Source organism: Ruegeria sp. CDSA141 (assembly GCF_059612005.1).
In genome coordinates, this window is record NZ_JBXWPT010000016.1 from 53,255 (window position 1) to 67,559 (window position 14,305).

General features: G+C 53.7%; 7 protein-coding genes. 3 read left to right on the plus strand and 4 right to left on the minus strand.

What is annotated here, in order from left to right; all coding sequences use genetic code 11:
• Nucleotide 1: 1 nt before the first annotated feature.
• Nucleotides 2–3,142: an efflux RND transporter permease subunit gene (locus tag AC2FLP_RS18135; protein ID WP_496685351.1), complete on the plus strand. Its 3,141-nt coding sequence runs from the start codon at nt 2–4 to the stop codon at nt 3,140–3,142.
• 619 nt (nt 3,143–3,761) lie between these two features.
• Here AC2FLP_RS18135 and AC2FLP_RS18140 read toward each other — a convergent pair.
• The 4 genes from AC2FLP_RS18140 to AC2FLP_RS18155 form a co-directional block, all read right to left on the minus strand.
• Nucleotides 3,762–4,616 (minus strand): bile acid:sodium symporter family protein, encoded by an 855-nt coding sequence (locus tag AC2FLP_RS18140; protein WP_496685354.1) that lies wholly within the window; start codon nt 4,614–4,616, stop codon nt 3,762–3,764.
• Nucleotides 4,617–6,302 (minus strand): SulP family inorganic anion transporter, encoded by a 1,686-nt coding sequence (locus AC2FLP_RS18145; protein ID WP_496685357.1) that lies wholly within the window; start codon nt 6,300–6,302, stop codon nt 4,617–4,619.
• A gap of 49 nt (nt 6,303–6,351) precedes the next feature.
• Nucleotides 6,352–8,361 (minus strand): alkyl/aryl-sulfatase, encoded by a 2,010-nt coding sequence (locus AC2FLP_RS18150; RefSeq protein ID WP_496685359.1) that lies wholly within the window; start codon nt 8,359–8,361, stop codon nt 6,352–6,354.
• Between the two features lie 155 nt (nt 8,362–8,516).
• Nucleotides 8,517–10,625: an alkyl/aryl-sulfatase gene (locus AC2FLP_RS18155; RefSeq protein ID WP_496685362.1), complete on the minus strand. Its 2,109-nt coding sequence runs from the start codon at nt 10,623–10,625 to the stop codon at nt 8,517–8,519.
• A 392-nt stretch (nt 10,626–11,017) separates the two neighbouring features.
• Here AC2FLP_RS18155 and AC2FLP_RS18160 point away from each other — a divergent pair, with 392 nt between their 5' ends.
• Nucleotides 11,018–11,515, plus strand: a complete 498-nt coding sequence (locus tag AC2FLP_RS18160; protein ID WP_496685364.1) for a Crp/Fnr family transcriptional regulator — start codon at nt 11,018–11,020, stop codon at nt 11,513–11,515.
• 429 nt (nt 11,516–11,944) lie between these two features.
• Nucleotides 11,945–14,080: an adenylate/guanylate cyclase domain-containing protein gene (locus AC2FLP_RS18165; RefSeq protein WP_496685366.1), complete on the plus strand. Its 2,136-nt coding sequence runs from the start codon at nt 11,945–11,947 to the stop codon at nt 14,078–14,080.
• Nucleotides 14,081–14,305 lie beyond the last annotated feature (225 nt).

Below are 14,305 nucleotides of genomic sequence, written 5' to 3' on the forward strand. Positions count from 1 at the left end.
CATGATCTCGCAACTGTTCATCCGACGCCCCAGATTTGCCATTGTCATTTCGGTGGTGATTACGCTGGCGGGGCTGATCTCTGTTACGCAGCTGCCGGTGGAACAACTCCCTGACATCGTACCACCGCAGGTTCAGGTTTCGACCAAATACCCAGGTGCCGGGGCCGAAGTGGTCGAGTCAACCGTTGCCCAGATCATCGAAGAACAGGTGATCGGTGTCAGCGATATGCTCTACATGAAATCGACGAGCGGATCGGATGGCAGCTATAACCTGCAGGTCACGTTTGCCCCCGGGACCGATCCGGATATCAACGCCGTCAACGTGCAAAACCGCGTCAGCCTGGCCATGTCCGCCCTGCCTGAAGAAGTCACGCGCGCCGGCGTCAACACCAAAAAGAAGTCGTCGGCGCTGTTGCAGGTCGTTGCCATTACGTCGGACGACCCGAAGAATGACAATTTGTTTCTGTCAAATTTTGCAACGATCAACGTTATGGACAGCATCAAAAGATCGCCCGGCGTAGGGGATGCCACCCTTTTCGGGGAACTGGACTATTCTATGCGGATCTGGTTGGACATCGACAAGATGACCAATCTTTCAGTGACCGTTGACGATGTCATCGCGGCGCTAAATTCACAGAATGTTCAGGCGGCTGTGGGACGCGTCGGCGCGCAGCCGATGACAAATGACCCGACCTTTCAGCTGAACATTCAGACACAGGGCAGGTTGAGCAGCATCGCCGAATTCGAAGAAGTTGTCGTGCGCGCCCTTCCCGACGGCTCATTTGTCCTGATCCGCGATATTGCGCGTGTTGAATTGGGTGCAAAAACACAGGACTCGTTCTCTTCTTTCGACAACAAACCGTCCGCGATGATCGGTGTCTACCTTGAACCGGGAGCAAATGCCCTTGACACATCAGAGGCTGTAAACAAGGCACTGACAGGGCTACAGAGCGCCTTTCCCGATGGGGTCAGCTGGAGTGTGCCATACAATTCTGTGACATTCGTCCGCGCCAGTATCGACGAAGTCGTAAAGACGTTGATACAGGCATTTGCTCTGGTCGTGATCGTGGTCTTTTTGTTTCTGGGCAACCTTCGGATGGCCCTGATCCCGCTCATCGCGGTTCCGGTTTCGCTTGTCGGCGCGCTCACATTCATTCTGGCATTGGGATTTTCGCTCAATACCGTTTCGTTGCTGGCACTGGTGCTTGCGATCGGCATCGTCGTGGATGATGCGATTGTGGTGATCGAAAACGTCGAAAAAGTCATGGGTGAGAACCCAGAGATGTCCGTGCCCGAGGCCGCCGGCGAAGCGATGAAGCAGATTACAGCCCCTATTCTGGCCATAACCTGTGTTCTGTTGTCGGTGTTTGTACCGGTAGCATTCATTCCAGGCATTACGGGAACGATGTTCCAGCAATTCGCCGTGGCCGTTTCTTTTTCGATGTTGATTTCGGCTCTGAATGCTCTGACGCTTAGCCCGGCTCTGTGTGCGGTGCTGCTGCGCCGGGAAAGCGGCCCCAGACGCGGCCCACTTGCCTGGATATCTCGCCGTATAGACAACGCGCGTGACGGTTACGCATACGCGGTCTCAGTTCTTGCGCGACGCGCGATTTTAGGCGTTCTTTTGCTCGGCTTCGCATTGTTTGGTGCGGGTTGGCTGTTCAAGATCACGCCATCCGGCTTTCTTCCCGTAGAAGATCAGGGGGCCTATTTCGTCGAGGTCGCGCTACCCGAAGGTTCGTCGATCAATCGCACAGCCAAAGTGATGGAAGACGTCTCAGCTATTATCAAATCCGCACCGGGAGTGCAGGATGTCATGACGGTCACAGGCTTCAGCTTTGTCGACGGTCTGAACAAGTCGAACAGCGGCTTTGGCATTGCTATAATGATGCCTTTCGAAGACCGGACCGATCCAGCATTGTCCGTAAGATCCTCGATCCGGCATGTCCGGCGCGAGTTTGCCGGTTTGGAAGACGCGATTGCATTTCCGTTCAATCTGCCGCCAATCCTTGGCCTTGGCACCGGTGCCGGGTTTGAATTCGAACTTCTGGACCTGCATGGTGCCAATGTTCTGGATCTTGGCGCAACTGCGTCGGGACTGGTCACAAACGCCAAGGCCGATCCCCGATTGTCCGGAGTTTACACGACATTCTCTGCGCAATCCCCAAAACTGAACCTCGATCTCGATCGCAAAAGGCTGCAAACGCTTGGCGTGAACGTCGACGATCTGTTCCGGGCCATGCAGGTCACTTTGGGCGGGTATCACGTGAATGACATGAACCTGTTCGGTCGGACGTGGCAGGTCAATTTACAAGCAGATGAGAAATACCGGGCCAATGTCGGAGATATTGCTCGCATTCATGTCCGAAATCGCGACGGAGATATGGTGCCAGTGCGCGCCGTGGCGAAGGTAGAACTCATTCTGGGTCCGCAAATGCTTGCCCGCTACAATAATTTTCAGGCCGTCACTATTAACGGTGGACCGTCTCAGGGCGTATCTATGGGCGAGGCCATCGCGGCGATGGAAGAAATTGCGACCCAGACCCTGCCGGAGGGCTACAGCTACGATTGGACGGGAACAGCGCAGCAAGAGATCGAGGCCGCCGGAAAGACACCTATTGTTCTGGGGCTTGCTTTGCTGTTCGCATATCTCTTTCTGGTCGCACTTTATGAGAGCTGGACGATACCGCTTGCGGTTCTATTCTCAGTCGCCTTTGCGGTGTGTGGTGCGTTGGGTGCGCTGCTGTTACTGGGTCTTCAGAACAATCTTTACGCCCAGATCGGACTGGTTGTCCTGATAGCGCTTGCCGCCAAAAATGCGATTTTGATCGTTGAGTTTGCGATGGATCGGTACCGGCATGGGCTGAGTGCGGTGGATGCCGCCATTCAGGGTGCCCGCGCGCGTTTCCGGGCGGTAATGATGACCAGCTTTGCTTTCATCGCCGGGCTCTACCCGTTGGTTGTGGCTGACGGTGCATCCATGCTCGCTCGTAGAGGCGTCGGCACGCCGGTGTTCGGCGGGATGATCGCAGCCGCTCTTGTAGGCATATTTGTCATCCCGTCCCTTTACATCATTGCGCAGCGGTTCAGGGAGAAGGTGCACGGTAAAAAGAAATTGGGTGGTGACACGAGTGTCCATTAGATCATTCGGAGAAGCACGGCAGCATCAATCCGAGTTAGGACTGAGCCAATAATTGAAAACCAAGTTCTCATGTGGTTTTTATTCGTCATTACATTTTGTTCGGTATTAGTCGTAAAATCGAGTTTAGTACCTAATAGAAACGGCCCATACCAGCCTTTGACCGACAACCCGCATTGCTGCGGTCGCAGCCCGCTTTACGGTCATTCGCTGCAAGCGCAAATATAAGTGATGTCCGAACTTACTGATCGCGGACTAACCCGTGATTCGATGGACGCTGGTCCATTTCTGTTTCGGGTGATTTGATAGCAGACAAGGAATGCCCTGACATTCTTAGAAAGCGCTTCCAGTGATGGACCTAGTAGCCGTGATTGCAAATGATCTGGCAGGTGAACCAGCCACCGCAGCAAAATGGGCAAGTCGTGCTCAATCGCGACACTCTGGCATCAATGGGGATCATTTCTTCAAAGCATTGCCGTTTCAGTCTGTACGTTTCCGCGCGACCGTTAACGATGCACTTTCTAGGTATGGGCTTTAGAAAATCGAGAAGGTATCAAGGTCACGTGTCCGAGTATGAAGCGCGCTTGGCGCATTCTAGTCGACGATAAGTTGGCAATGCCGTTTACCTGGCAATGCATTTGACGATTACTGACGCTGGAAGGGCAATACACACGCCAGTCACTGCAAATAGCAGTATCGTCGGAATTGCGGCGTAGGTCGACTCGGACAATTCCGCAATGAACAGTGCGAGGCCAATATTTCGTGCAATAGTCGCGACCGCGAGACCAGCACGTTTCTTGCGATCGGGGCCTCCCAAAACAAAGCCACTGACCAGCGCGATCACACATATCACTACGATTGCGCCCGCGCCGCTCCAACCGATTGCCATTGAATTGCGCAGGTCCGGTACAAATACCAGTGCCAGCAGCAAGGCCAACAGAAAGAGAAGATAAAGACTCCTGGACAGCATTGCCACGATGCGGTTGTGGCGGTTACGCAAGCGCAACACAAGAAGCGCCGAAAGCCAGCCGAGAGCCACTGGTAGCAAAGTCACCATGCCGACTTGCAGTGCTACAGAGCCGTGTGCAACCGGTTCAATTTCTATTTCGTGAATGCTGGCAAATGCGGCCAATGCCAAGGGTGTATATAATACGGCCAGCAGCGCCACGAACAGCTGCAGTGCTGAGACGAACTCAAAATCCGCGCCCGCCGCTTCCGACCGGCGCGTTGTGAGCGGCGCGCCCGGGGATGACGCAAGAATGGCCAAGCCGATTGCGACGTAAACCGGCAGCGGCAAGAACGCGATCAGAGTTGCCGTTACCAGCGGAACCACAAGTAGGATCGAAACGACCGAGCGGAACAGCAGGGACCAGTTCGCCAACAGGTGCCGAAACGTGCCGGGTGTTTGGCGGGTGCCTAACCCATACATCTGGGCAAAGACGACAACACCGGTAAATATAACTATGGCGGATGGCATCTAGGCTTTGTCCCTGTGGCTATCGATCCAGTCATGCGCTATTTGGATGGCGTCGTTCATTGCGGCCCCGATGGCGTCTCGTTCTGCGAAGACGTTTTCTGGAGAAAGCTGGGATGTAAGCCCGGTACGTTCGAGTTGTCCCTTCAACTTGTCGTTTACTCCCGTCAACATTAGCAGGCTGTTATGACGTTCCAGATCGGTTGCATAACGCTTCAACAGACGGATGATTGTACTGCCCAAATCATCGACGTCGCGCAGCACCAAAATCACAACTGAGTTTTTCCCGGAGGACGCGTCCGGTAATTGCGCTTCGAGTGACTGGGCCGACGCAAAAAACAAGGCGCCACGGACGCGAAGAATACTCACGTCTTCGTGGGTCAGACAGTGAGGCGCAGGTTTGTCGACCGGGAACCCGCCTTTGATCAAAGCGAGTTCTCTGACCTGGATTTGGTTAGACGTTTGCAGAACCTGAAGCAGAAAAGACAGGGCAATCCCGAAGAGTATGGCGTATTGCAGCGGTATCAAAAGTGTGGCGAGTAGTGTCGCTGCCATGGCAATTCGGGCAATGAGACCGGTGTTCCAGATGACTGCAACATTTGAGGGAGAAATATTCTGCAAACCAACGACAAAGAGCAGGCCACCCAAACCCGCCATTGGTACAAGCTTTACCAGTTCGACCAAAAAGAAAACGATGACGACGACGGTGATTCCCGCGAAAATGTTGGACCATCTGGACCGTGCGCCCGCTTGCACATTGACGGCCGTACCGGACATTGAACCACCCGAGGGAATAGCTCCAAAAACACTGGCAGCCATATTTGCTGCGCCCTGACCGACAAAGTCGCGGGACGCATCTGGAAAACGGCCATCCGGATTGGGATAGCTCTGTCCGACGCCAGCGCCTTGCACCAGACCAATCACGGCAATCGCGATCGCCGGCAAGATCAGGTCTGGCAGGTAATGAAGATCCGGCAAGACAGGCGCCGGAAGGCTTCTCGGGATGACAGCGATATCACGCACAAGTTCGGTGGTGTTGAACGACAGAAGACCCGTACCGACCTGCACCAGTGCTGTTACAATTCCGAGCGCAATGATCAGGGAGAATTTGGAGGCCCGCGTTGTCTGAGCAAGGAATATCAGCCCGATTGTTGCGATTCCGAAAATCACAGCGACGAAGTCAAAACTGCGCCAATTGAGAGCTGTATCAGCCAGTCGCAAGAAATGATTTGGTAAGCTGCTTTGATAGCCAGTTATGTCCGGAATCGAACCTAACATGATCAGGATGGCAATCCCGGTGATGAATCCTGTCATGACAGAGTTCGATACATAGCGAACAAGCCGACCCAGCCGCATCAGGCCGATCAAAAGCTGAACGGCACCAATCATCAAGACCAAGGCGACAAGCGCGCCGATCTTGTCTTCTTCCGGCATTCCATAGAGGGCTTCCCCCGCAGCGACGGAAAGCGCGCCTGTCGTCGACACGTTCATATAGACAGAACTTGTGAAAATAGCGCCGACAGGCATGGCGATCATGAGCGCGTACAGTCCTGCGACTGGATTGACTGTGGCCAATACGGCGTTCGCCATGCCTTGCGGTACGTTAACAATCGCGAATGTCGCGCCAGCGACCATGTCTGGCACGATGTTTTTACGCGCTATGCGCAGACCTTGAAACAGCGACGCCATCCTCCGCATCACGCCGAGCCTGTCATGCGCCTCGCGATCAGTGCCTTACTCATTCTGGAACCACGTCTTTCAATTCCTGGGTATCGAAAGGATCATGGTCTGTGGACGCGGTTTCAGATGGACGGGTTCCGGGGAAAACTTCGAAGTTCGGGTCAAAATCGACCAGCATGTCGCCGATCTGTTTAAGGATCGTTGGGTCGCCTTCGAACTGTGCAGAACCCGCGCTGAGGTGTTCCTCGAAACTCTTCGTACCCAGCAGAGTCTCTTCCAGACTGGTCCGATTGATGGTGAGTGTCAGGTCAGCGGTCTCAGCCTGGTATCCGGGTGTATTTGTGAGCGTGGCATTCTCAAGTTCCACGATGAATTCTTCGCCGGTGTCCGGTGTTTTGAGATTGATGGTAAAGCGCTTTCCTTCGGCCTTGGAACTGTCAAGCCGGATGCCCAGGAAGTTTAAAAACAACTCGGTCGACATGGCGCGCATCACATCACCGCTGGAGGTTTTGACGACCGCACCACTTGGGATGCCCGACCGAAGCTCGAAGGCGCCCGACAGGAAAGAGTTTCGAAGGCCGGGATTTTCCTGTTGATATCCAAGTTGTTCAAACACATCTGCGAGCAGATCTCGGGCTTCCACATTGTTGCCGTCCGACAAGACCAGTTTGTTCAGAATCTCGACCGCCATCATATATTCTCCGGCGTCGTGCAATTCGCGACCCTTGGCGATCACGGCGTCTGCACCGCCCATCATCTCGACATAAAGAGGTGCGGATTCCTCGGGAGAGGGCGGGATCAGCGTCGCAGGATTACAATCCCAAAACCCCAGATAGCGCTGGATCACACCGCGGCTATTGTGCTCGGGAGAGCCATGATATCCTCTGGTGTGCCAGTGCTGCTGCAGGCTGTAAGGTACTTTGTACACGTTGTGGATCTGGTTGATCGTCACACCATTGTTCGCGTGGTGCAGCACCTGATTGTTCATGTTGGCGTAGATGTCGCGTTGCGCCCGCAAGACTTCCTGAATACGTCCATTGCCCCAGCGGGGCCAGTGATGCGCCGCGAACATCACCTCGGCTTCCTGGCCAAACTTATAGAGGGATTGCGCAATGTATTTCGACCATACCAGGGCATCACGAATGGGCGCGCCGCGGAGCGTATAAATATTGTGAAGGCAATGGGTGACATTCTCCGCCATCCAGAGCGCTTTCATCCCGGGAATGTACGTGTTCATTTCCGATGGGGCTTCCGTGTCCGGCGTGTTCTGAAAGATCATCGGAATGCCGTCGACTTCGAACTCCTCGTAAGCTTCGGAAACGATCCTCGTGGGTGGGATCAGCGTGACGGCACCGCGCGACGTTGATTGCCCCAGACCTTGCGTAACGTAGCCATATGGGTCCACGGGCAGCAAAACACCATACTGATAAAACGCACGGCGGTTCATGGCATTGCCGGCGTACACGTTCTCGGACACCGTGTTGTCCATGAAACCGACCGGCGCGATGATTTCGACTTTGCCGGATACGACATCCTCTTCGGACACGATGCCTTTGATGCCACCCCAGTGGTCAACGTGGTTGTGCGAATAGACGACAGCAGTGATTGGTAGACCGCCCCCAACGTGTTCTTGAAAGAGCTGAAGTCCTGCACGTGCAGTTTCGGCGGAGATCATTACATCGAATACGATCCAGCCCGTCTTGCCCCGCACAAAAGTCATCTGCGACAGGTCAAACCCACGAATTTGATAAATGCCATCGATGACCTCGTAGAGGCCATAGTCTTGGTTGAGCTTGGCTTGTCGCATCAGGGAAGGATGGATGCCGTCGTAGCTGTCGGCTTGATCGATAAAATCAAACTGCGACATGTCCCATGCCACGTTGCCGGCATCGGCCATGATCTTTTTCGCCTCCATTTTGGCGATTAGTCCGCGATTGCACTCGTCGAAGTCACGCGTGTCTGCGAATGGCAATTGGGCTTTTGCAGCCTCCAGAATGGCACGCGTATGATCAGAAGGCGGTTTGCCTTTGGGATGAAAGTGACCGTTTTTCGAATGATCGTCAGACATGGTTCAACCTCGTATTTTGAGTCCAGATGTCGAAAGCCCATAGACCTCGTCGCGCATCTGCTTGGTGATTTATCGTAACAATTGCAAATGGATACGGATCGTCAAAGCCGGGGCGCAAACGGAATGATTGCTAACGTTGACGCCCCGGAGTTCTGCTACTCGATGACAACCTGGCCTGTTACGGCTTGCAAAGGTTCCGCTTCGGCGATTTCGGTCGGTCCGCGTTTTGTGCCTGGCAATACTTCAAACAACGGATCAAATTCGACCATTGTCTCCGCAAGTTGCAAGAGAACCGACGGGTCGCCTTCGGCGGTTGCGCGACCGTCCGCAATCAGGTCTGCAAATTCAGCTTCACCTGTCATCACCTGTTCCAGGTCAGAACGATTGAGGCTCAACGTCAAATCAGGGTCTTCAAACTGGAAGCCTTCGACATTGGTCAGCGTGGCATTTGCCAACTCAATCGCGAATTGCTCTCCATTGTCAGGCGTGACAAGGTTCATCGTGAATTCGATGCCTTCCGCTTTGCGGCTGTCCATCTTGATCGCAAGAAAATCAAGGAACAACTCGGTCGACATGGCCCGGATCACATCCGCACTGGACGAATCCACTCCACCACCGGTCGGAATGCCGGATCGCAGTTCGTAAGAACCGGAGAGGAAACTGTTGCGAAGCCCCGGGTTTTCCTGCTGATACCCCAGCTGTTCATAAACGTCAGCCAATAGGTCTTTCACCTCCTGATCCGATGGATCCGAGAGGAAAAGCTTGTTCAGGATTTCCGAGGCTTCAAAATATTTGCCATCATTATGCAACTCGAGGCCCTTGGCCATTATCGGCGCTTTGCCCCCCATCATTTCAACGTAAAGCGGCGCAGAGTCCTGTGGCTCGAGCGGGATCAGCGTGGCCGGGTTACAATCCCAGAAACCCAGGAACCGCTGAACCACACCACGCGAGTTATGTTCCGGCGAGCCGTGGTAACCGCGCGTGTGCCAGGTTTGTTTCAGACCTTCCGACGGCTCATAGTGGTGATGCACCTGATTAATCGTGACACCCTGATTGGCCAGATGCAGGGACTGGTTATTCATGTGTGCGTATAGATCACGCTGGTCTTTGAGCACTTGCTGCACGCGGTCGTTGCCCCAGCGCGGCCAGTGGTGCGAGGCGAACATGACCTCTGCGTCCTGTCCAAACAAGAACAGCGCACGGCTAATGTATTTTGACCAACGCAAGGCGTCCCGCACCGGCGCACCGCGCAGTGTATAGATGTTGTGTAGTGTTGCGGTGACATTTTCCGCCATCCACAAGGCTTTCATATCCGGAATGTAGGTGTTCATCTCGGAGGGTGCTTCGGTGTTGGGCGTGTTCTGGAAAATCATCCGCACACCGTCGACTTCAAACTCTTCGATGTCCTCCTCGACGATGCGTGTCGGAGCAATCAGGCCGATGGCGCCGTTGGACACCCCTTTGCCCAGACCCTGGTTCACGAACCCATGTGGTGCGACAGGCAGCAGAATGCCGTATTGATAGAACAGGCGACGGTTCATTGCATTGCCTGCAAACACGTTTTCCGAAATCGTATGTTCCATGAAATCGCGCGAAGCGATGATTTCAACCTTGCCTGAATCCACGTCTTCCTGACTGACAATGCCACGCACGCCGCCCCAGTGGTCACCATGCGAGTGCGAGTAGATTACGGCGGTGATCGGAAGCCCTTCGCCTTTGTGTTCAGAGAACAGATCCCAAGCCGCGCGTGCGGTTTCCGCCGAAATAAGCGGGTCAATTGCAATCCAACCGGTCTTGCCGCGCACGAATGTAATATCGGACAGATCAAAACCCCTGACCTGATAGATGCCGGGGATAACCTCGTACAGGCCGTAGTTCTGGTTCAGTTTGCTGATCCGCATAAGCGACGGGTGAATACTGTCGTACTCGTCCTGTTCGTCGATGAAATCGAAGGCGCCACGGTCCCAGGCTACAGAGCCGTCATCGGCCAAAATCTGCGGTTTTGGCATTTCAGCGATGAAGCCTTTCGCGACCTCTTCAAAGTCCTGAGTATCATCAAACGGCAGCGTTTCACGCGCTTCGGCGAGTATCTTGAGCGTGTGTTCCGAAGGCGCCTTACCTTTTGGATGAAAATGACCCTCCATTGGCGCGGCGGCCGTCGGGGTTTGGGCCGCGGCTTCTTCGGACAAAAACGAAGGAGCAACAGCGAAAGCCGCACCCACGGCAGGAACAGATTTCATGAAGTCGCGTCTGTTGGTGGTCATGTGTATTTTCTTTCGTATTTCTTGTTTTGCCTCGGTCGGGTGGCACCATTGGATCCACGCGACCGCAAAACTGACCAAAACGAGACTAATCGAAGCATTGAGACAAGACTTGATCTGCAGATCAGATTGAAGAATTCTGGAAATGCAGATGAAGTACTTTCAAAACCAAACTGGAGGCGAAATTGACTTATGATGCCACGGCGCGGCTAGAACCAAACGATAAACGGATTCTGCTGGAGTCCGGGTGGCTGTCCAAATGTAGTTTAAAGTTCTCATCAGCGCTTTTGAATATCGGGTACAGGTGCGAGGTTCCGAAAGGATATCATTTCCAACGCCGTGGGAAGTTGGCCAAACATCTGTTCGCTGTCATTCATGGCCAGGCGGACATCATTATGTATTCAACCCATGGTGCCGCCGTTGTGTGGCCCCAGGCCGGTTCGGGCCGATATGCCCCTTTTTCGGACTTGATAACCAAAACGCCGCCAATGTCGGACATCGTCGCATCTGTACCTACGCTTGCGCATCGCATCAGTCGGGCAGAGCTTTTGCAATTCCTCCACGAAGATTCAACGCGGTTTCCAGAAGTCATGGAATATGAGAACTGGACCCGCCGGACGGCGCAGCGCGCCTTGACGGATGTCATAACCACCTCGGGTGAGGAACGTGTGCTGGTGCGTTTGCTTGCAATGCACGAGGAGAACCGGTTTCAAGTCGGTCAAACGCTGAAGATATCTCAGCAGGAACTTGCCAGCGCGGCCGGGTCGTCTGTTCCGACTCTACAGCGGGTTTTTCGAATCCTTCGGGCAAAAGGCGTTTTGGAAACCAGGTATGGTGAAATTATCTTGCACGACGCCAAGACACTCCGCACACTTGCTTTCGGCGAAATTTAACGCCTCCCGATGTTTCACGGTTGACGTTCATGTGCCCGGCAATGCGTTTTGTCGCGTCTGGCGTGACGCGCACCAATGGCTCAATCGATCCGCAAAATGCTCAGGTCAACGCATCAGAAATGTCACATGGGCTCAACATGTCGGGCGACCTGCGTTTCGCAGCGCAATACGCGACAGGGTCCTCCCCCATTGCGTGGTTGGATGCAGCACTGTTGAAGATTTACATTCTGAGCAGTCGGCGTCTCGTAGAGTTTTTGTCTTGCTTGTTGGTGAATCTATCCAATAGCTGTCATACCCACCAAACGCTGTTTTGACAGTTTTGGTATTGGAGCCGAAACACAGTTGCGCCGGGCGCGATCACGTAGCAATTGTAAATCGAAAAGACTGTTCAGATTTGATGCGTACAATCCTGCCAAAAAAGTCCAGATCATGAAAGTCAGACTTCAACTCGGTGTTGCCACTGTCTTCGCCGTTCTTACAGCTCTCCTGCTCGGGATCGTCGTGGCTCTGTTATACATGGGCAACCGGGATTTGGCGATACAGACGGCGCAAGAGGAGATGGTCAAGGCGCGGGCATGGTCGGTGGACAGTATTTTGAACACTGTCGAAGAGACCAAGCAAACAGTAACTGTGGCAGCGTACTTTGCGGGCACATATCCCGAAACGGCGCAATCGGTCTCTGGTCTCGATTTTCTGAACTCGCTGGTCCGAGCGAACAATCACCACTACTCGATATTCTTGGGAATCGAAAAGGACGGCGCTTTCTTTCAGAATATCCAGTTGCCAGAACAGACAGATGTATTCGGTCCTGATGCGCGTCCCGTCCCGGACGCGGTAAATCGGGTTTTGCGGGTTATCGAAGCCTCGGACAGTGGTCGGCAAGAAACCTATTTCTGGTCCAACAAAATCAATACGGCCAGAGCTTTCCATATTGGCCCCGCAGACTATGACCCACGGACGCGCCCCTGGTACCTTGGCGCAATGAATACCGACGGTTTTTACGTCACGAAACCCTACAAATTTGCGAGTACAGGGCAACCCGGCGTAACCTTCGCGAAGCGTATCGTTGACGATACAGATCAGTTCATCGGTGTCGTGGGCATCGACATTACAATGTCCACACTCTCGCGTATCCTGGAAGACCTGAGGATAGGCGACGAGGGTCTGGCTTTCATGCTGGATGGCCCAGGTCGTCTCATGTCCTACACCGGGACCCGCGCCAGCAAACAGGGCGCCACATACGTAACCGGTGATCTGAGTGAAGGACTGATAACTCAGAGCGCGTTTGTGGCACGCGCCATTGAACGTTGGAAGGAAACCGGTGATTCATTCTTTCGGTTCGCTTCTCCAGAAGATGATAGTGTCTACCTTGCCTACGTGGCACCGATGCCCAATATCTTTGGCGCAGAACCGACTCTGGGTTTGGTGGCCCCCGCCGAAGAGTTCGTGGGCGCGATCAAGCGCAATACAACGCGCACCATACAAATCGGTGTTCTTGCATTGATCGTGGCCATACTGTGCACTGTTGTCGCGGCGCGTTTGCTGAGCCACAGCCTCAAAGTCGTTACCGCCGAGGCGCGCCGTATCAGCACCTTCGATCTGGGCAACGACCTGAAGCTCAAAACCCTGTTTCAAGAAGTCTCCGACCTCGAACATGCCATGTCCAGCATGAAGGCCGGGCTGGCCAGTTTCGGAGCCTACGTTCCAAAGGACCTCGTCAGATCGATCGTGTCCAGCGCTGAAAAAACCGAAATCGGTGGCGCGTCGCGCAACGTAACCCTTCTGTTTTCGGACTTGCAGGGTTTCACGGCACAAACTGAAAGCCTCGAGCCTGAAGACCTGATGCCTGCTCTATCTCACTATTTCGAGGTCATGGAGACGGCCATATCCGAAAATAACGGCACCGTTGATAAGTACATCGGCGATGCAATCATGGCGATGTGGAATGCACCGTTGGATGACCCGAACCACGTCGAGAATGCCTGCCGCGCTGCTTTGTATTGTGTTGACGCAGAAAATAGGCTTAACGCTGATGCGACAGCATCGGCTCTTACTCCATCCATCACCCGTTTCGGATTGCACACCGGACGAGTTGTCGTGGGCAACGTTGGGTCCTTGTCGCGCATGCAGTACACCGCGCTTGGCTCGACCGTAAATCTGGCGTCGCGACTTGAAGGTCTAAACAAGTTCTACGGCACCACAATACTTGTATCCGAAGATGTCGCGAAAGTGGTCGATGACAAATTCTTGTTTCGGGAAATCGATATTATCTCGCCGGTTGGAAGCACGGTTCCAATAAAGATTTTTGAACTCCTTTCGGAAACAGACCCGATCGTCAACGACCCGAAGGCGAACTCCAAAAGACTGGAGCTCGAGGACTGGAAAAACTGCTACGAATTATATTTGAAGCGGGAATGGAGTAATGCGCTGGATGCCTTTGTGCGCCACAAAGATACAGCAGACAACAGGACCTTGGTACAGTTATTTATCCAGCGCTGTCAGGGTTTTATCGACAACCCTCCCGGTAACGATTGGAATGGCGTCCACCGATTTTCCAAAAAATAAACTGCACTTCGATTATTTTCCACACTTTCTTGATCCTTAGACACTGCCGACCGCATTTGATTGTGAGTGTAATTTTAGGCTACTCATAACTCCAGAACGCGTTTGAGAGGCTCGAAGACTTGAGAAACTTCTAAACGGCGGAGCGATACTAGGCTCTAGACTCATTGATTTACAGCCAGAACAGCACGGTGGCTGCTAGAGCGATGGCCGACAGGAAGACTTTTG